The organism is Promicromonospora sp. NPDC059942 (assembly GCF_042731755.1).
Lineage (GTDB): Bacteria > Actinomycetota > Actinomycetes > Actinomycetales > Cellulomonadaceae > Promicromonospora.
In genome coordinates, this window is sequence record NZ_JBHWLR010000013.1 from 24,207 (window position 1) to 43,093 (window position 18,887).

Below are 18,887 nucleotides of genomic sequence, written 5' to 3' on the forward strand. Positions count from 1 at the left end.
CCGTTGAGTGACCCCGACGAGGCGGGCCGCCGGCCCGGCAGGCTGGGCGTCGGTGTGGTGGGCGCGGGGCGCGTGGGCGCGGTGCTCGCCAACGCGCTGCGGGCCGCGGGACACGCCGTGGTCGGCGCGAGCGGCATCTCGGAGGACTCCCGGGAGCGCATCGAGACGCTCCTGCCCGGCGTCCCCAACCTCGAGGTGCCCGACGTCGTGGAGCGGGCCGAGCTGGTCCTGCTCGCCGTCCCCGACGACGCCCTGGGCCCCCTGGTCTCCGGCCTTGCCGACACCGGGGCCTGGCAGCCGGGCCAGCTCGCGATCCACACGTCGGGCCGCTACGGGACCGCCGTCCTGGAGCCCGCCCGGCTGGGCGGCGCGATCCCGCTCGCGATCCACCCCGCCATGACGTTCACCGGGACCAGCCTGGACCTGGCGCGCCTGGAGGGCTGCACGTTCGCGGTGACCGCGCCCGCGCCCGTGCTGCCCATCGGGCAGGCGCTCGTGGTCGAGATCGGCGGCGAGCCCGTGGTCGTGGACGAGCAGGCGCGCCCGCTGTACCACGCGGCCCTCGCGCACGGTGCGAACCACCTCGTGGTGCTCGTCGCGCAGGCCGCGCAGGCGCTGGAGGCGGCCGGCGTCGAGCTGCCGGGGCGGGTGCTCGCGCCGCTGCTGTCGGCGGCCCTGGAGCAGGCCACGCGGTCGGCGGACGCGCGCGACGGCGTCGGGCCGGGCGCCATCTCCGCGCTCACCGGACCGGTCTCCCGGGGCGACGTCGGCACCGTGCGCAGCCACCTGACCGAGCTGAGCGCGCTGGCCGCCGCCAGCGGCGCCACCGACATCCCCGACAGCTACACCGAGCTCGCCCGCGGGGCCACGCGCCGCGCGCTGGCGAGCCACCGCATCGGCGACACCGCCGCACAGGCCCTGCTGGACGCGCTCGACGGCGCCAGCGGGGAGTCGCACGCCGGAAGGAAGACATCATGACCACGACCCCGTCCGGTGCGGAGACCACGCAGCGCACCCCGCTCGTGGTCCGCACCCGCCCCGAGCTGCAGGACGCGCAGATGCGCTGGGCCCTCACCGGATCCGTGGAGGGTGCCGACGCCGGGCCGGGGCAGCGCGCCGTCGTCATGACCATGGGCGCGCTGCACGAGGGCCACCTGGAGCTCGTGCGCCGGGCGCGCACGGAGGCCGGGCCGAACGGCCAGGTGGTCGTCACCATCTTCGTCAACCCGCTCCAGTTCGGGGCGGGCGAGGACCTGGAGAAGTACCCGCGCGACCTGGACGGCGACGTCGCGAAGCTGGCCGGCGTCGGGGCCGACGTCGTCTTCGCGCCCACGCCCGACGTCGTCTACCCGGACGGCGACCCCGTGGTGCGGGTCTCCGCCGGACGGATCGGGGAGGTGCTGGAGGGCGCGTCCCGCCCCGGGCACCTGGACGGCGTGCTCACCGTGGTGCTCAAGCTGATGCACCTGGTGCGGCCCGACGTCGCGCTGTTCGGCGAGAAGGACGCCCAGCAGCTCCTGGCCGTCCGCCGGATGGTGCGCGACCTGGAGGTGCCGGTCGAGGTGGTGGGCGTGCCGACGGTGCGCGAGGGCGACGGCCTGGCCCTGTCCTCGCGCAACGCCTACCTCTCGCCGGGGGAGCGCGAACAGGCCCTGGCGCTGTCGCGCGCGCTGCGGGCGGGGGCGGCGGCCGCGGACCGCGGGGCCCCGGGTGTGATCAACGACGCGCGCGAAGTGCTGGACGGCGCCGACGGCGTCGTGGTCGACTACCTGGCGCTCGTCGATCCGGTGACCGTGGACGCGGTCACCGACGACTTCTCCGGCCCCGCGCTGCTGCTCGTGGCCGCACGGGTGGGTTCCACCCGACTGATCGACAACCAGGCCGTCGAGGTCTCGCCCGAGGTCCAGAGGTAACACCATGAGCACCACCGAGCACCGTCCGCCCGTCGGCCGCCCCGCCTCGCTGCAGCGGCCGATGATGATCTCCAAGATCCACCGCGCCACCGTGACGCAGGCGGACCTGCACTACGTCGGTTCCATCACCGTGGACGCCGACCTGCTCGACGCCGCCGACCTCGTGCCCGGCCAGCAGGTCGACGTGGTCGACGTGACCAACGGCGCCCGGCTGACCACCTACGTGATCCCCGGCGAGCCCGGCTCCGGCCAGATCTGCATCAACGGCGCGGCGGCCCACCTGGTCAGCCCGGGCGACGTCGTCATCCTCATCGGCTACGGCATGCTCTCGGACCACGACGCGCGCACGTTCCTGCCGCACGTCGTGTTCGTCGACGGGGACAACCGCATCGTCGAGATCAACGACGAGCCCGGGCACGTGCCCGACGGCTACGGGCTGGAGGAGAGCGGCCTGCCGATCGAGCCGTTCCAGCACGCGGGCCTGGTGCGCACGGCGTCGGGCCGGGCGTGAGCACCACGCCCGGACCGGGGCCGCGCCTCGCGCGGTCCCTCGCGGCTCCCGCGCCCGGCTGGACCGTCGAGGCCGACGCCATCGTCGTCGGCTCGGGGATCGCGGGCCTGACGGCGGCGCTGGAGCTGCGCACGCGCGTGCCGCGTGTGGTGCTCGTGACCAAGGGCGAGCTGTCCTCGGGCTCGACGGTGTGGGCGCAGGGCGGCATCGCCGCCGCGCTCGACCCGTCCGACTCGCCCGAGGCGCACCTGGCCGACACGCTCGCCGCCGGCGGCGGCCTGTCCGACCCGGCCGCCGTGCAGGTGCTGGTCACCGAGGGCCCCGAGCGGGTCCGCGAGCTCGTGGCGCGCGGCGCCGTCTTCGACAAGTCGGCCGACGGCGACATCGCGCTCGGCCGTGAGGGCGGCCACCACGCCGACCGCATCGCGCACGCCGGCGGCGACGCCACGGGCGCGGAGATCTCCCGCGCGCTGGTCGCGCAGATCGAGGCCGTGCGGCACGACCCGGGCATCGAGGTGGTCGAGAACGCGCTCGTGCTGGACGTGCTGACCACGGCGGGCGGGCGCGCCTGCGGCGTGACCCTGCACGTGCGCGGCACGGGCTCGCGCGACGGCGTCGGCGCCGTCCTGGCCCCCACCGTCGTGCTGGCGACCGGCGGGATCGGGCAGGTGTTCCGGTCCTCCACCAACCCGGCGGGCGCGACCGGCGACGGCATCGCCGCCGCCCTGCGGGCGGGCGCGGTGCTGGGCGACCTGGAGTTCGTGCAGTTCCACCCGACCGTCCTGTGGCTCGGCTCGGGCGCCAAGGGGCAGCTCCCGCTCATCTCGGAGGCCGTGCGCGGCGAGGGCGCGCTGCTGCTCGACGTCAACGGGCACCGTTTCATGCCGGGCGTGCACGAGATGGCCGAGCTGGCGCCGCGGGACGTCGTCGCGCACGCGATCGTGCGGCAGATGGCCGCCACCGGCGCCGACAACGTGCTGCTCGACGCGCGCCACCTCGGCCGGGAGTTCCTGCGCACGCGGTTCCCGACGATCAACGCGCGGCTGCTACAGGCCGGCATCGACTGGTCGGAGGAGCCGGTGCCCGTGGCGCCCGCCCAGCACTACCACTCGGGCGGCGTGGTGACCGACCTCGACGGGCGGTCCTCGGTGGACGGGCTGTACGCGGTCGGCGAGGTCGCGTGCACCGGCGTGCACGGGGCCAACCGGCTCGCGTCGAACTCGCTGCTGGAGGGCATCGTGTTCGCCTCGCGCGCGGCGCGGGACATCGTGGCGCGGTCCGACGCGGGCGAGCTGAAGCAGGACGAGCCGCTCGAACGGCCGGGCGGGTCGGCGCTCGTCGCGGCCGCGGCCCGGTCCCGGATCCAGAAGGTCGCCTCCGCCGGGGCGGGCGTGATCCGGTCGGCCCGGTCCCTGGCCGAGGTCGACGAGCGGCTCGGCGCCGTGCGCGCCGACGCGCATCGCGCGGCCGACGTCGTGGCCGAGCCCCAGGCCGCGGAGTGGGAGACCACCAACGTGCACATGGTCGCCCGCGCCCTGACCCGGGCGGCGTGGCTGCGCGAGGAGACCCGCGGCGGCCACTACCGCACGGACTTCCCGCGCCCGGACGACGCCTGGCGGCGCCGGGTGCGGGTGCGGCTGGACGACGACGGGGTGCTGACTGCGTCCCCCTCGCAGCTTCCCAGCAGGGACTGACTTTTGTTCAGCAGGCCGCACCCGACCGTTTCCGCCCGGGTAATGGTCAGCTGTGGCCTGCTGAACTCAGGTCAGTGCTGATGTGAGCTATCGGGGTTGTCGGCGTGATCTGCGTGCCCTCCGTGGCCTCCTGGTGCAGCACCCCCGCGGCCTCGGCCACGAGCTGGGACTCCATCTTCATGGCCTCGACGACGGCGACCGGTTGGCCGTCCTCGACGGTCTCGCCGTCGGCCACCAGCCAGCGCAGGAGGGTGCCGCTCATCGCCGCGAACAGCGGCTTGCGCCCGTCGTCCGGGGCGCTGTCGTCCGCGCCGCCGGCACCCGCCGTGCCGCCGCTGTCCGCAGTTCCGCCCGCGCCCTGTCCCGGTAGCACGAGACCCGCTCCGCCCGGGGTCCTTACCCGGTGCCGCCGGCCGTCGATCTCGACCCAGGTCTCGACGACCCCCGGCTCGGCGACGGGTGCGGCGAGCGACTGCGGGCCGATCGACGAGAGCAGCTCCGTCTCTATCCACTGGGTGTGGACGGCGAAGCCACGCTCTCCTGCCCCGGTGAACGCGGGGTCCGTCAGCACCGCGCGGTGGAACGGAAGCACGGTCGGCACCCCCTCCACCACGGTCTCGGACACGGCTCGGCGAGCCCGGGCGAGCGCCGCCTCACGGGTCGGCCCCCACACGATCACCTTGGCGAACAACGAGTCGAACTCGCCGGGGATCACCGACCCCGATCCGACTCCGGCGTCCACCCGGACACCGGGGCCGGCCGGTGCGACGAAATGTTCGACGCGCCCCGGGCTGGGCAGGAAGCCGCGCGCCGGGTCCTCGGCATTGAGCCGCAGCTCGATCGCGTGTCCGCTCGGTGTTGGGTCCTCGGTCACGGAGAGAGGGAGGCCGCTCGCGACGCGGAGCTGCTCGGCCACGAGGTCCAGCCCCGTGGTCTCCTCGGTCACCGGGTGCTCCACCTGGAGCCGGGTGTTCACCTCCAGGAACGAGAGCGTGCCATCCGCCCCGAGCAGGAACTCCACCGTCCCGGCGCTCCGGTACCCGGCGGCGGCGCAGAGGTCGCGCGCCGACTCGTGCACCCGTGTGCGCACGGCGTCGTCCAGGTACGGCGCGGGTGCCTCCTCCACCAGCTTCTGGTTGCGGCGCTGCAGGGAGCAGTCACGGGTGCCCGCCACCACCACGTGCCCATGGTCGTCCGCGATGACCTGGGCCTCCACGTGCCGGGGGCGGTCCAGGAACCGTTCGACGAAGCACTCGCCGCGCCCGAACGCCGCCTCGGCCTCACGCCGCGCTGCCTCGAACAGCTCGGGCACCTCCTCCAGGGTGCGGGCGACCCGCATGCCCCGCCCGCCGCCGCCGTGCGCCGCCTTGATCGCCAGCGGCAGCCCGTGCTCCTCGGCGAACGCCAGCGCGGACGCGGCGTCGACCACCGGGCCGTCCGAGCCCGGGACGAGCGGTGCGCCGACCTTCCGGGCGAGGTCGCGGGCCGCGATCTTGTCGCCGAGCAGCTCGATGGTGCCCGAGGACGGCCCCACCCAGACCAGCCCCGCCTCCTCGACCGCCCGGGCCGCGGCCGCCCGCTCGGACAGGAACCCGTACCCGGGGTGGACGGCATCCGCGCCGGAGCGGCGTGCGACGTCGAGCAGCTTGTCCACGGCCAGGTACGTCTCGGCGGCGGTGCGCCCGTCCAGGGCCCATGCCTCGTCGGCGAGACGTACGTGCACGGCGTCCGCGTCTCCGTCGGCGTAGACGGCCACGGACCGGATGCCCAGGTCGGCGCAGGCGCGGATCACCCGGACCGCGATCTCGCCTCGGTTGGCGACGAGGACGGTGCGGATCATGAGGTGCCTCCTGGCTGGTTCCGGATCGCGAAGCGCACACGAGCGCCCGCAGGTAGCTGCCCGGCGAGCGGGACGTGGTCGGCGGTGACGGCCCCGACCACGGGATATCCGCCGGTCAGTGGGTGGTCGGCCAGGAAGAGGACGGGTAGACCGTCCGGCGGCACCTGGATCGCGCCGGTGACGCAGCCTTCGCTCGGCAGCTCGGTGTCCCGCCGCTCCGGGAGCCGGGTGAGCGGCTCGCCGGCCAGGCGCAGCCCGATCCGGTTGGAGCGGGGTGTCACGAGCCAGTCCTGTCCGGTCAGCAGGTCGATCGCCGCGGTGTCGAACCAGTCGTCCCGGGGGCCGAGCACGATGGTCAGCACCGTGGTCTCACCAGGTGCCGGTAGATCGTCCGCCGTTCCCGTCCCGCCCGGTACTCGCAGGAGCGGTGGCGCGGCAGCGGGCAGGCCACGGTCCGGCGCACCCACCGGCAGCACGTCACCCGCGCCGAGCGGATCGGGACCCAGTCCGGCGAGCACGTCGGTGGCCCGGCTGCCGAGCACCGGCGGCACGTCGATCCCGCCGCGCACGGCGACGTAGGCTCGCACGCCGCGGGCGGGCGCGGTGAGCCGGAGCTCGTCGCCGTCGTCCAGGGCGAACGGCTCGCCGCGTCGGGGCCGGCGACCTGCTGACCCGGGGCTCACCGGCAGCACCAGGACGTCACCCACCGCGCCGGTCACCGCGAGCACCTGCGGGCCGTGGGCACGCAGCCGCAGCCCGCCCACCGACTCGACGACGGCGGCGTCCGCGGGGTTGCCGACGGCTCGATTGGCAGCACGCAGGCTCGGCCGGTCCAGCGCGCCCGACGCCGAGACCCCGGCCCCCTCGGACCCGGCCCGCCCGAGATCCTGCACGACTGCTTGTACCCCGGGGCTCACGACATCGAGCCCGCGGTGGTGACCACAGCGGTTGCTGCCGGCAGTCGGGCCGCTGTGGCAGCAACTGCTGTGGTCAACACCGGTCGTAGTCGGAGATGCGGCCTGGACGGACAAGGTGTCGGTCGGTGTGAAGCGGACCGCGTCGCCCGGGAGCATCAGCGCCGGGCGCTCGCGGGTCACGTCCCAGACCGGTGCGTCGGTGCGGCCCAGCAGCTGCCAGCCCCCCGGGCTTTGACGCGGGTAGACGCCGCTGTACGGGCCGGCGAGGGCCACCGACCCTGCGGGCACCTGGGTGCGCGGAGTCGTCCGTCGCGGGACCACCAGCTCAGGGTCGTCGCTGGTCAGGTAGGCGAACCCCGGCGCGAAGCCGACGAAGCCCACGGTCCAGGCCGCCGCCGAGTGCCGCCGGACCAGCTCGTCGGTGCTCCAGCCGAGCAGCGCGGCGGCCTCGGCGAGATCCGCGCCGTCGTACAGCACGGGGATCTCGACCGTGCGGGCCGCACTCCGGGTGCCGCGCTCCAACGGCCGCGTCCGCAGCTCGGCGGCCAGGTCCCGTGCCGTGATCGCCGACGGGCGGAACGGCACCAGCAGGGTCCGCGCACCCGGCACGGGTGTCCCGACGCCGCGAACCGGGTCGGCCAGCAGTGACTCGTACAGCGCGACTGCCTGGTCCAGGTCGTCGAGCTCGATCAGGAGTGCGTCGTCCCGGGCGGTCAGCACGCGCATCATGCCGGTGTGCCGGTGCCCGCCGACGGGGCGAAGGCGGCTAGCTCGATTCCTTCGGCGTCGAACACCTCGCGGATCCGGCGGGCCATCGCGACCGCACCGGGAGAGTCGCCGTGCACGCATACCGAGTCCGCGCGGACCACGACGTCGGAGCCGTCGACGGCGGTCACCACGCCCTCCGTGACGAGGCGGAGCATCCGGCGCGCCACGTCGTCGGCGTCGTGCAGCACCGCGCCGGGCTCGCGCCGGGAGACCAGGCGGCCCTCCGGGGTGTACGCGCGGTCGGCGAAGGCCTCCGTGGCGGTGGTGAGCCCTGCGGCCTCGCCCGCCGCGAGGGCCACGCTCCCGGGCAGGCCCAGCAGCACGAGCCGGGGGTCGACGGCGGCGACGGCTGCGGCGACGGCCCGGGCGACCCGTTCGTCCACCGCCGCTGTGTTGTAGAGCGCGCCGTGCGGCTTCACGTAGGTGACGACGGCGCCCTCGGCGTCGGCCAGGCCACGCAGCGCACCGATCTGGTAGACGATGTCGGCCTCCAGCTCGTCGTCGGGCACGTCCATGTTCCGGCGTCCGAATCCGGCCAGGTCGCGGTAGCCCACGTGCGCGCCGACAGCGACGCCATGGGCCACGGCAGACCGTACGGTGCTCCGGATCGACGCCGGGTCACCGGCGTGGAACCCGCAGGCGATGTTGGCGCTGGAGACGATGCCGAGCATCTGTTCGTCGTCGCCGAGGCTCCAGCGGCCGAATCCCTCGCCGAGGTCGCTGTTCAGGTCGACGGCGCTCATGGTGCGTTCCTTTCGTGGGGCGGGCGGCCCGGGCCGGAGGCTCAGGCGGACAGCAGGTCGAAGATCGGGCCCACCGCGTTGACCGCCATGTACCAGGTGACCACGGTGGCCAGGGTGCCGACCACCAGGAGCCAGCGCGGGTACCGGGCCTTGCCGAGGAGCGAGCCGCGGAACCAGCCGATGTACATGAACAGGGTCAGCCCGATGGGCAGGATGAGGCCGTTCACACCGCCCACGAACACGAGCAGGGTGGCCGGCGCCGTACCCACCAGCAGGTAGACCGCGAGCGAGACGACGATGAAGCCCACCGTCCACAGGTCGGCGACCCGCCCGGTGATCCTGGCGGAGAACACGGGCAGGAACGAGACGGACGTGTAGGCCGACCCGATGACGCTCGTGATGGCGGCGATCCAGAACACGGCGCCGAAGATCCGCAGACCGGTCTCGCCCGCGGCGGCGGAGAACGCGTCGGCGGCGGGGTTGCCGGCCACGTCGAGCACGACGCCGGAGGCGACGACGCCGAGGATGGCCAGGAACAGCACGTACCGCATGACCCCGGTCACGAGGATTCCGCTGACGGCGGCGCGGTTGACCTCGGCGATGTGCTCGGGGCCGGTGGTGCCGGAGTCGAGCAGCTTGTGTGCGCCTGCGTAGGTGATGTAGCCGCCCACGGTGCCACCCACGATCGTCGTGATCGTGGCGAAGTCGATGGTGTCGGGCAGCACCGTCTGGCGCAGGGCGTCGCCCACGGGCGGCTTCGAGAGGATCGCGACGATCACGGTGAGCACGATCATGACGAGTCCGGCGACGACGACCACCCGGTCGACGACGGCCCCCGCGCGCTTGGCCAGGAAGATCGCGATCGCGATGACGGCGCTGATCGCCCCGCCGATCCGCGGGTCCAGGCCGAACAGCGCGTTCAGGCCGAGTCCGGCACCGGCGGTGTTGCCGATGTTGAAGATGAGGCCGCCGAAGACGATGAGGACGGCGAGGAGGTAGCCGCTGCCCGGCAGCGCCTCGTTGGCGAGCACGCTCGCGCGCTTGCCCGTCAGCGTGATCATGCGCCAGACGTTCATCTGGACGGCCAGGTCCAGCAGGATCGAGGCCAGGATCCCGAACGCGAACGCCGCGCCGAGCTGTTGGGTGAACGTGGCGGTCTGGGTGATGAAGCCCGGTCCGATGGCCGAGGTCGCCATGAGGAACAGCGCACCCAGCAGGGAGCGACGTCGGGCCGAGGCGAACTGCCGGACGTCCACGGGCGTATCGCCCGACGAGGTTCGGTCCGATGTGGTCGTGGGCTCGTGGCTCGTGTCGGACATGACGTCCTCCTGGTTGTTGTGATGAGCCGGATTGTTCAACAGTCAGGATGGTCTCGGTCGGTTGTTTCACCCGTATTGCGAGATCTTGTCGATCATGACACGGCTCCAAACCTGGGGCCTGGCCGAGGACGCGAGAAGTTTACGGGCGCAGCCCTGTCGAATTGTTCAACGAACCTCTAGCGTCGGTGGCGACCACTTCCCAGGGGAGAAGGGATCCACCATGCCGAGACCACGTACCAGGGTGCGAGCGGGCGCTGCCGCCCTCGCGCTCTGCGCCACCACCGCACTGGCCGGACCGGCCGTCGCACAGGAGGGCCCGGCCGCCGCACCGCCGGCCGCCGGCTGCCTCGACCCGACCATCCCGCTGTCGGCCGAGGAGAGCCGCCTCGCCGCCTACCTGCCCGACGACGCCGACCCCACCATCGCCGCCGGCGCGACCTACGCCCGCACGATCATCGAGGGCGGCGGGTTCGGCGGGTACACCGCGTCGCTCACCGAGGCCCTGTGCCGCACCCGCACGCTCGACGCCGCGACGCGGCTCGCCCAGCGCTCGGGCCAGGCCCTCTGGGACGCCGCCGTCCGCAGGGCCCAGGGCCACGGCGCCGTGCGCGGCGACCTGCCCGCGAGCGACGACCGCCCGCTGTACTGGACCCGGGTCGAGGGCATGGCCGCCCTCCGCCAGTGGGACCCCCGCGGCGGCCTCACCGACGAGGAGCGCACCGGGCTCGTCGAGACGTTCGAGAAGGCCGCCCGCGGCATGGACGACATCGACCTCCCGCGCGGCCGGGACAAGGTGCGCGTCCTCGTCAGCGGGTTCGACGTCTACACGCTCGACGGCGGCACCACCGGGTCCGCGCCGGGCACGGTCGGCAACAACATCCGCCACGGCAACCCGTCCGGCGCCACGGCGCTCGCCCTGGACGGCACCACCTATCGCACCGAGGACGGCCGGACCGCCTACATCGAGGCCTACACCCTGCCTGTGAGCTATCCCGAGTTCGAGCGGGGCTACCTGGAGGACACCGTCGGCCCGTTCATGGAGCCCGGACCCCGGCAGGTGGACGCGTCCATCACCGTGAGCCAGGCCGGCGGCGCGCAGTTCAACCTGGAGCAGTGGAACAGCAGGTACCACGGCGTCTCACTGGGCAACGACCGCACCGCGCCGTGCCCCACCCTGGGCGGCGTGCCGCAGCTCGCGATCGACAACCCCGGCTGCAACATCCAGGTCGTCGAACGCTGGGGCGGCGGGGACGGGCTCACCGACCCGCCGCAGTGGACCACGGCGACCCTGCCGGTCGCCGAGATGATCGCGGCCGACACCGGTGCCGACGTGCCGCGGCCGCCCGGCGACACGTGGCCCGACGAGTCCGAGGCGTTCGGCGTCGTCTGGCACACCAACTACACCCAGTTCCCCGACTGCGCCTCGCCCACGCGCGAGACCTTCAACAACCCGCCGCCGGTGACCTACCCGCCCGCGACGCCGCCCGTGCCGCCGGCCGAGGGCTCCTGCTCCTACAGCGGGGGTGGCGGCAACTACCTCTCGAACGAGAGCGCCTACCGCAACACGCTCCTGCGCGACCGGGCCGGACTCGACATCCCGGCCGGACACATCCACACCCCGGACATGCAGCACTTCGAGACCGACTTCGCCGTGACCGACCCGACGTTCGACGCCTGGCGCACCGCGATCGTCGCCCAGGGGGCCAACCTGGTGCACGCGGTCGCCGACACGGTCGACTGACCCGGCCCGGCTTCACGGGTTACATAGACTGGACCCGTGAAGCCGGACCGCGCCGAACGGAGCGCAGACGCCATCCGCGAGCTCATCGTCACCGGCCGGCTGACCCCCGGTCAGCGGCTCTCGGAGCAGTCGGTCAGCGAGTCGCTCGACGTATCGCGCAACACCCTGCGCGAGGCCTTCCGGATCCTGGTCCACGAGGGCCTGCTGGTCCGTCGGCCGAATGCCGGTGTCGCGGTCGCGCGACCTGCTCTGGCCGACATCGTCGACATCTACCGGGTCCGGCGGCTCATCGAGGTGCCGGCGCTCGCCGCGGGCGATCCGGCGCACCCGGGGGCCCGTGCCATGCGCGACGCCGTCGACGCCGCCCTCGCCGCCCGGCTCGGCGGGGACTGGCGGGACATCGCCGCCGCGAACATGCGGTTCCACGCAGGAATCGTCGAGCTCGCGGGCAGCCCGCGTCTCGACCGGCTGCACGCGAACCTCTCGGCGGAGCTGCGCCTGTCGTTCGGACTGCTGGGCGACGACGGTGCGTTCTTCGACGGTTTCGTAGACCGCAACGTCGGCCTGCTGCGCCGGTTCGCAGGTGGTGATCCGGAAGGTGCGGCAGCCGACCTGGACCGGTACCTCACCGACTCCCAGCGGGCGCTCCAGTCGCTCGTCGATGCGGACGGCAGCGGCCACCCGCCGGATACGGTGACCCCGTGAGCACCCTCCCCATCTTCGCCGCCGCCTCCACGGTCACCCCCGGCCTCGACCCCGCCTGGGTCGCCCGCACGGTCGAGGTCGCCCTCGACGAGGACCTGGGCCCCGCCCCGGGCCGGGACGTGACCTCGCAGGCGACCATCCCGCCGTCGGCCACAGGCGTGGCCGACCTCGTGGCGCGCGAGGACGGCGTGGTCGCCGGCCTCGTGGTCGTGGCGGAGGTGCTCGGCCAGGTCGCGGAACGTCTGGCGCTCCCGGCCCCGGAGGTCGTCCTCCACGCGCAGGACGGCGACGCCGTGACCGCGGGCCAAGTGCTGGCGAGCCTGGCGGGCCGCACCCAGGTGCTGCTCGTGGCCGAGCGCACCCTGCTCAACCTGGCCAGCCGTGCCTCCGGCGTCGCGACCGCCACGCGTGCGTTCGCCCGGGAGCTGGAGGGCACGGGCGCCCAGGTGCTCGACACCCGCAAGACGACGCCGGGCCTGCGCGCCCTGCAGAAGTACGCCGTGCGCGCGGGCGGCGGCACCAACAAGCGCATGGGCCTGTACGACGTCGCCATGGTCAAGGACAACCACGTGGTCGCGGCCGGCTCGGTCGCCGCGGCGATCCGCGCGGTCCGCGAGATGTTCCCCGACGTCCAGATCCAGGTCGAGGCCGACACGACGGCCCAGGCGCTGGAGGCCCTGGCCTCGGGCGCGGACTTCCTGCTGCTCGACAACATGGAGCCGGCACGGCTCGCGGAGACGGTCGCCGCCGTCCGCGAGCGGGAGGGGAAGGACGGCGTCCCGGCGCACGTCGAGCTCGAGGCGACGGGCAACCTGACGCTCGACAAGGCGCGGGACGTCGCCGCCACGGGCGTGGACTTCCTGTCGGTGGGCGCGCTGACGCACAGCGCGCCCATCCTGGACCTGGCCCTGGACCTGCGCGCCTGATCCTTTTTCTCCGGGATTCCTGGATATCCGCCCGGTCCGGTGTGTCCAACCGGGCGGATAAAGAGAACTCGGTGGGTGATGCGCACCGATAGAATCGCCTCCGTGACGACCGAGAACCCCGCTGCCGAGAACGCCGCGACCCCGCCGACCGACGACCTGCCCGAGCAGCTGCGGATCCGGCGCGAGAAGCGTGAGCGCCTCCTGGCGCAGGGCACCGAGGCCTACCCGGTCAGCGTTCCGGTCACCGACACGATCGCGGAGGTCCGCGAGAAGTACGGGCACCTCGAGGCGGGCCAGGAGACGGACGACGTCGTCGGCGTGGCCGGCCGTGTCGTGTTCATCCGCATCGGCGGCAAGCTGTGCTTCGTCACGCTGCAGGACGGCGAGGGCAACCGCCTCCAGGGCATGCTGAGCCTGGCCGTCCTCGGCGAGGAGGCGCTGGCCGCCTTCAAGTCCGACGTCGACCTGGGCGACCACCTCTTCCTGCACGGCCGCGTCGGCGCGTCGCGCCGGGGCGAGCTGAGCATCTTCGCCGACGAGTGGCGCATGGCGGCCAAGTCCCTGCGGCCGCTCCCGGTGCTGCACAAGGACCTGTCCGAGGAGGCGCGGGTCCGCCAGCGGTACGTGGACCTCATCGCGCGGCCCGCGGCCCGCGACATGGTGCGCCTGCGTTCCGGCGTGGTGCGTTCCCTGCGGGAGAACTTCTATCGGCGCAGCTTTCTCGAGGTCGAGACGCCGATGCTGCAGACCATTGCCTCCGGCGCCACGGCGCGCCCTTTCTCGACGCACATGAATGCGTACGACCTGGAGCTCTTCCTGCGGATCGCGCCGGAGATCTTCCTGAAGAAGGCGGTCGTCGGCGGCGTCGAGAAGGTTTTCGAGATCAACCGCAACTTCCGTAACGAGGGCGCGGACTCGTCGCACTCGCCGGAGTTCGCGATGCTGGAGGCGTACGAGGCCTACGGCGATTACAACACCATCGGCGCGCTCACCCAGGATCTGGTGCAGACGGCGGCGCAGGACGTTCTCGGTACCACGCTGGTGACTCTTCCCGACGGCTCGGAGTACGACCTGGGCGGGGAATGGGCAAATCTGCGGATGTACGACACGCTCTCCGAAAGCCTGGGCGAGGAGATCACCGCCGACACCTCCGTCGAGGAGCTCGAGAAGATCGCCGAGCGGCTCGATGTCGAGGTCGGCAACAAGAAGATCCTGAATCACGGAAAGCTCGTCGAGACGCTCTGGGAGCACCGGGTGGGCGACCACCTGACGGCACCGACGTTCGTACGGGATTTCCCGGTCGAGACGTCGCCGCTCACGCGCGACCACCGCTCGGAAAAGGGCCAGGTCGAGAAGTGGGACCTGTACGTGCGCGGCTTCGAGCTGGCCACGGGCTATTCCGAGCTGGTCGACCCCGTGGTCCAGCGTCAGCGCTTCGAGGCGCAGGCCAGGATGGCCGCGGCGGGCGATGACGAGGCCATGCTGCTCGACGAGGATTTCCTGACTGCGATGGAATTCGCGATGCCCCCTTCGGGCGGAATGGGCATGGGCATCGACCGTCTGCTCATGGCCCTGACGGGCCAGGGTATCCGGGAGACCATCCTTTTCCCGCTGGTGAAGCCGCAGGCCTGAGGATTTCGGCCACGCAGACGAGTATGTGAGGATCTTGTGATGGATACGACGCTTGCGGTGCTCGCGGGGCTGACGCCCTCGGTCGGGGTCGGCCTGTTGTTCTGGTTTGCGATGCGAAAGATCCTCCGGGCGGACCGTCACGAGCGTGAGGCTCTCGAGCGAATGGATCGCGAGGGCATGACGGCGACGACGGAAAACACCAGGAATTCCGCTTCGCACTGATCCGCGCGGGCGAGGTTATCCGCACGGGCCTTCGCGGATCAAATCCGCGCACTTCACGAACCAGGGTGAAGTTTTCGTGATCGGTGTCACATGCTCATTATTGACATGTCAATATTGAGTGCGGCATGCTCGCGAACTAACCCCGGAATTTGTGGCGCGGAAGGGAAGTACCCGTATGGTTCAGAAGGTTCAGCTTGTTCTCGAAGACGACATCGATGGCGGTGCCGCCGACGAGACCGTGAACTTCGGCCTCGACGGCGTCTCCTACGAGATCGACCTCAATGCCGAGCACGCGGCACAGCTGCGTGATTCGCTCGCTTCGTGGGTCGGCCACGCTCGCAAGGTGAAGTCCGCTGTTGCGCGGACCGCCACCACGCGCCGGTCCCGTTCCGGAAGCGACACCGCAGCGGTGCGTGAATGGGCCAAGGCCAACGGCTACACGGTCAGCGACCGTGGGCGCATCTCGGCCGAGGTGCAGGACGCCTACGCGAAGGCGAACGGCTGACGCCGACGTACTCACGACGGCACATCGCGCCCCGGCGCCCCTCGACGAGGGGCGGCCGGGGCGCCGTGCTTTCCCGGCCGGAGCACCCGTCGGACGTCATTAGGCTGCTCGCATGAGCAACCCCACCACCGCCCTGTGGATCGGCACCTATCCGAAGGCCGGGGCCGAGCCGGGTACCGGTGAGGGCGTCTGGCGCGCCGAGATCGACACGGCCGGACGGTTCGCGGGCGCCGGGCTCGCCGCCCCGGTCGCGTCGCCCTCGTTCCTCGCGCTCGACCCGTCGGGGCGCACGCTCCTGGCGGTCGGCGAGACCGAGCCGGGCCTGCTCACGTCGTTCCACGTGTCCGACGGCGGCTCGCTCGCCCTCGCGGGCACGGCCGTCTCGGGCGGTGCGAGCCCGTGCCACGTCGTCGCCACCGGTTCCGCGGCCTGGGTCGCCAACTACGGCGACGGCGTCGCCGCCGTGGTGCCCCTGACCGACTCCGGTGTCCCGGGGGAGGCCCGCGCCTTCCCGCACGAGGGGACGGGTCCGGTGACGGACCGGCAGGAGGGTTCGCACGCCCACTTCGTGCACCTGTGGGGCGACCGCGTGCTCGTGGCCGACCTCGGCACCGACGAGCTGCGCACCTACCCGCTGGACGGTTCCGGCCCGGCGGCCGGCGAGATCGCCGCCGTCCTGCCGCCCGGTACGGGACCCCGCCACCTCGTCGAGCTGCCCGACGGCACGATCCTGCTCGCCGGCGAGCTGGACTGCCGCCTGCACGTGCTGGTCCCCGCGGGCCCGGGCCGCCTGGAGCACGTCGGCTCGGTGGCGATCACCGCCCGCACCCTGCCCGACGGCGCCCCCGGGTACCCCTCGCACATCACCGTCGCCGGGGACCTCGTGCACGTGGGCGTCCGGGGCCCGGACGTCCTGGCGGTGCTCCGGGTGCGCGCGGCGGACGACGCAGACGGGCAGTCCGGCCGGGCCGGCCACCTGACGATCGAGAACGTCGCCGACGTCGACCTCGGCGCCGGCGCCTGGCCGCGCCACCACGCGGTCCTGGCCGACGGCGAGGTCGTGGTCGTGGCCGCGCAGAACACGGACGAGCTCGTGGCGGTCCGGCTCGACCGCGCGTCGGGCCAGGGCGAGATCACCGACCGGCTGGAGCTGCCCGTGCCCGCGTGCGTCCTGGAGGCGTGATGCGCGACAGCCTGCCGCCCGGTCTCGTGGAGCCGGACGCCCCTCGTCCGCTCCGGATCGCGATGGTCTCCGTGCACACGTCACCGCTGGAGCAGCCCGGCACGGGCGACGCCGGCGGCATGAACGTGTACGTGCTGGAGCTGTCGAAGGCGCTGGCCCGCCGGGGCGCGCAGGTGGAGATCTACACCCGGGCGACGACGTCGGCCCAGCCCAAGGTGACCGACGCCGAACCCGGCGTCCGCGTGGTGCACGTGGCCGCCGGGCCGTACGAAGGGCTGGACAAGAACGACCTGCCGGGGCAGCTGTGCGCCTTCGCCGCGGGCGTGCTGCGCGCCGAGGCGCACCGCCCCGAGGGCTGGTACGACGTGCTGCACACGCACTACTGGCTCTCCGGCCAGGTGGGCTGGATCGCGGCGGAGCGCTGGGACGTGCCGCTGGTGCACACCATGCACACCATGGCGCGCGTGAAGAACGCCTCCCTCGCGCCGGGGGACGCCCCCGAGCCGCAGGGCCGGATCATCGGCGAGGAGCAGGTGGTCGCCGAGTCCGACGCGCTGGTCGCGAACACGGAGCAGGAGGCTGCTGACCTGGTGCGTGACTACCAGGCCGATCCCGCTCTGGTGCGCGTGGTGCAGCCGGGCGTGGACCTCGGGGTGTTCGCCCCGCCGCACGACGCCGACGACCCCGTCGTGTGCGCCCGGCAGCGGGCCGAGCTGCGCGAGCGGCTCGCGCTGCCGACGGACCGCAAGATCGTGCTGTTCGCGGGCCGGGTGCAGCTGCTCAAGGGGCCGGACGTGCTGGTCCGGGCGCTGGGGGAGCGGGTCTGGTCGGAGGGTGACGGGCAGCCGCCGCTGCTCGTGGTGCTGGGCGGCGCGTCCGGGCGGCCCACGGCCGTCCGCGAGCTCGAGGCGCTCGCCTATCAGGAGGGCGTGGCCGCGCACGTGCGGGTGCGGCCTCCGGTGCCGCAGGAGACGCTCGCCGACTACTTCCGCGCCGCCGACCTGGTGGCCGTGCCGTCGCACAGCGAGTCGTTCGGGCTGGTCGCGGCCGAGGCCCAGGCGTCGGGCACGCCGGTGGTCGCGGCGGCCGTGGGCGGCCTGCGCACGGTGGTCCAGGACGGCGTCTCCGGCGTGCTCGTGCCCGACCACGAGCCAGAGACCTGGGCCCTGGTGCTCAAGAGCCTCCTGGACGACGACGAGCTGCGCGCGCGGCTGGCCGTCGGCGCCCGCAACTCGGCGACCCGGTTCGGCTGGGACCGCGCGGCCGACGAGATGCTGGACGTCTACGAGCGGGCCCGCAAGCACCACGTCGAGGCCCGCCGCGCCTGCGGCCGGGGTCCGTCCACGCTCTGAGACCGCGGGAGGGGCGGCATCATCGGCCCCGGAAAAGTGCGGCAGGATGGAGCCCATGACCTACACCCTCGTGCTGCTCCGCCACGGCGAGAGCGAGTGGAACGCCAAGAACCTGTTCACCGGCTGGGTGGATGTCGCCCTCTCCGAGAAGGGCGTCGAGGAGGCCAAGCGCGGTGGCGCGCTCCTCAAGGAGGCCGGGGTGAACCCGGACGTCCTGCACACGTCGCTGCTGCGCCGCGCCATCATGACGGCGAACCTGGCGCTCGACGTCGCCGACCGCCACTGGATCCCGGTGAAGCGCAGCTGGCGCCTCAACGAGCGCCACTACGGCGCGCTGCAGGGCAAGGACAAGAAGCAGACGCTCGAGGAGTTCGGCGAGGAGCAGTTCATGCTCTGGCGCCGTTCGTACGACGTCCCGCCGCCGGAGATCGAGCTGGGCTCGGAGTTCAGCCAGGACGCGGACCCGCGCTACGCGGACGCCCCCGTCGTCCGCACGGAGGCCCTCAAGCTCGTGCTCGACCGCGCCCTGCCGTACTGGGAGAGCGAGATCGTCCCCGACCTCAAGGCCGGCAAGACCGTGCTGGTCGCCGCGCACGGCAACTCGCTGCGGGCCCTGGTCAAGCACCTCGACGGCGTCTCGGACGAGGCCATCGCCGGGCTGAACATCCCGACGGGCATCCCGCTGGTCTACGAGCTGGACGAGGAGACCCTCGCGCCGGTGAAGCCGGGCGGCACGTACCTGGACCCGGAGGCCGCGAAGGACGCGATCGCCGCGGTAGCCAACCAGGGCCGCTGACCCACCCGTAAAAAACCCGTTGAGTGCTGGGTGGTTTTGTCTTTTCGGGGGGTCGGAGAGGGAACAAGCAGAAACCCAACGGGTGGGAGGGGGGGGGGGGTGTACCCCCCCAGAAGACGC

Annotated in this window: 17 protein-coding genes; 13 read left to right on the forward strand and 4 right to left on the reverse strand. The window is 73.0% G+C overall.

From position 1 onward, the window contains the following. Positions 1-3 precede the first annotated feature (3 nt). From ACFV9Q_RS20030 to ACFV9Q_RS20045, 4 genes are read left to right on the forward strand one after another with little or no spacing between them, the layout of a single operon-like run. On the forward strand, positions 4-978 hold the full coding sequence (locus ACFV9Q_RS20030) for a Rossmann-like and DUF2520 domain-containing protein (RefSeq protein ID WP_377235855.1): 975 nt from the start codon (positions 4-6) through the stop codon (positions 976-978). Next, complete coding sequence (gene panC / locus ACFV9Q_RS20035) at positions 975-1,913, forward strand: pantoate--beta-alanine ligase (protein ID WP_377235856.1); 939 nt, start codon at positions 975-977, stop codon at positions 1,911-1,913. Before ACFV9Q_RS20030 ends, panC begins: the two co-directional genes overlap by 4 nt. 4 nt (positions 1,914-1,917) lie before the next feature. Then, the gene (gene panD / locus ACFV9Q_RS20040) at positions 1,918-2,424 is read left to right on the forward strand and encodes an aspartate 1-decarboxylase (protein WP_020017944.1); all 507 of its coding nucleotides are present in this window, start codon (positions 1,918-1,920) and stop codon (positions 2,422-2,424) included. Next, positions 2,421-4,118, forward strand: a complete 1,698-nt coding sequence (locus tag ACFV9Q_RS20045) for an L-aspartate oxidase (protein ID WP_377235857.1) — start codon at positions 2,421-2,423, stop codon at positions 4,116-4,118. The genes panD and ACFV9Q_RS20045 overlap by 4 nt, the downstream gene beginning before the upstream one ends. Before the next feature lie 46 nt (positions 4,119-4,164). Here ACFV9Q_RS20045 and ACFV9Q_RS20050 read toward each other — a convergent pair whose 3' ends face one another. The 4 genes from ACFV9Q_RS20050 to ACFV9Q_RS20065 are packed head-to-tail and all read right to left on the reverse strand — an operon-like array spanning position 4,165 to position 9,705. Beyond that, positions 4,165-5,958, reverse strand: a complete 1,794-nt coding sequence (locus ACFV9Q_RS20050; RefSeq protein WP_377235858.1) for a biotin carboxylase N-terminal domain-containing protein — start codon at positions 5,956-5,958, stop codon at positions 4,165-4,167. Beyond that, the gene (locus ACFV9Q_RS20055) at positions 5,955-7,601 is read right to left on the reverse strand and encodes a carboxyltransferase domain-containing protein (RefSeq protein ID WP_377235859.1); all 1,647 of its coding nucleotides are present in this window, start codon (positions 7,599-7,601) and stop codon (positions 5,955-5,957) included. Before ACFV9Q_RS20055 ends, ACFV9Q_RS20050 begins: the two co-directional genes overlap by 4 nt. Continuing rightward, complete coding sequence (locus tag ACFV9Q_RS20060) at positions 7,601-8,386, reverse strand: LamB/YcsF family protein (RefSeq protein WP_377235860.1); 786 nt, start codon at positions 8,384-8,386, stop codon at positions 7,601-7,603. Before ACFV9Q_RS20060 ends, ACFV9Q_RS20055 begins: the two co-directional genes overlap by 1 nt. Positions 8,387-8,427: 41 nt before the next feature. Continuing rightward, complete coding sequence (locus ACFV9Q_RS20065) at positions 8,428-9,705, reverse strand: NRAMP family divalent metal transporter (RefSeq protein ID WP_377235861.1); 1,278 nt, start codon at positions 9,703-9,705, stop codon at positions 8,428-8,430. A gap of 220 nt (positions 9,706-9,925) precedes the next feature. On the opposite strand from ACFV9Q_RS20065, the gene ACFV9Q_RS20070 reads away from it, so the two are divergent. The 9 genes from ACFV9Q_RS20070 to ACFV9Q_RS20110 all read left to right on the forward strand — a co-directional run bounded on the left by ACFV9Q_RS20070 (position 9,926) and on the right by ACFV9Q_RS20110 (position 18,767). Beyond that, positions 9,926-11,446, forward strand: a complete 1,521-nt coding sequence (locus tag ACFV9Q_RS20070) for a hypothetical protein (RefSeq protein ID WP_377235862.1) — start codon at positions 9,926-9,928, stop codon at positions 11,444-11,446. Positions 11,447-11,482: 36 nt separating this feature from the next. Further along, positions 11,483-12,151 carry a GntR family transcriptional regulator gene (locus tag ACFV9Q_RS20075; protein WP_377235863.1) on the forward strand — a complete coding sequence of 223 codons (669 nt, stop codon included), beginning with the start codon at positions 11,483-11,485 and terminating at the stop codon, positions 12,149-12,151. Next, positions 12,148-13,077 carry a carboxylating nicotinate-nucleotide diphosphorylase gene (gene nadC / locus ACFV9Q_RS20080; protein ID WP_377235864.1) on the forward strand — a complete coding sequence of 310 codons (930 nt, stop codon included), beginning with the start codon at positions 12,148-12,150 and terminating at the stop codon, positions 13,075-13,077. Before ACFV9Q_RS20075 ends, nadC begins: the two co-directional genes overlap by 4 nt. 78 nt (positions 13,078-13,155) lie before the next feature. Beyond that, positions 13,156-14,709, forward strand: a complete 1,554-nt coding sequence (gene lysS, locus ACFV9Q_RS20085) for a lysine--tRNA ligase (protein ID WP_377235865.1) — start codon at positions 13,156-13,158, stop codon at positions 14,707-14,709. A 39-nt stretch (positions 14,710-14,748) separates the two neighbouring features. Further along, positions 14,749-14,931: a hypothetical protein gene (locus ACFV9Q_RS20090; protein ID WP_377228318.1), complete on the forward strand. Its 183-nt coding sequence runs from the start codon at positions 14,749-14,751 to the stop codon at positions 14,929-14,931. A gap of 175 nt (positions 14,932-15,106) precedes the next feature. Beyond that, on the forward strand, positions 15,107-15,436 hold the full coding sequence (locus ACFV9Q_RS20095) for an Lsr2 family protein (RefSeq protein WP_285105368.1): 330 nt from the start codon (positions 15,107-15,109) through the stop codon (positions 15,434-15,436). A gap of 112 nt (positions 15,437-15,548) precedes the next feature. Further along, positions 15,549-16,619, forward strand: a complete 1,071-nt coding sequence (locus ACFV9Q_RS20100) for a lactonase family protein (RefSeq protein ID WP_377235866.1) — start codon at positions 15,549-15,551, stop codon at positions 16,617-16,619. Further along, the gene (gene mshA / locus ACFV9Q_RS20105; protein ID WP_377235867.1) at positions 16,619-17,971 is read left to right on the forward strand and encodes a D-inositol-3-phosphate glycosyltransferase; all 1,353 of its coding nucleotides are present in this window, start codon (positions 16,619-16,621) and stop codon (positions 17,969-17,971) included. Before ACFV9Q_RS20100 ends, mshA begins: the two co-directional genes overlap by 1 nt. 55 nt (positions 17,972-18,026) lie before the next feature. Next, positions 18,027-18,767 carry a phosphoglyceromutase gene (locus ACFV9Q_RS20110; protein ID WP_020017958.1) on the forward strand — a complete coding sequence of 247 codons (741 nt, stop codon included), beginning with the start codon at positions 18,027-18,029 and terminating at the stop codon, positions 18,765-18,767. The last annotated feature ends 120 nt before the right edge of the window (positions 18,768-18,887 follow it).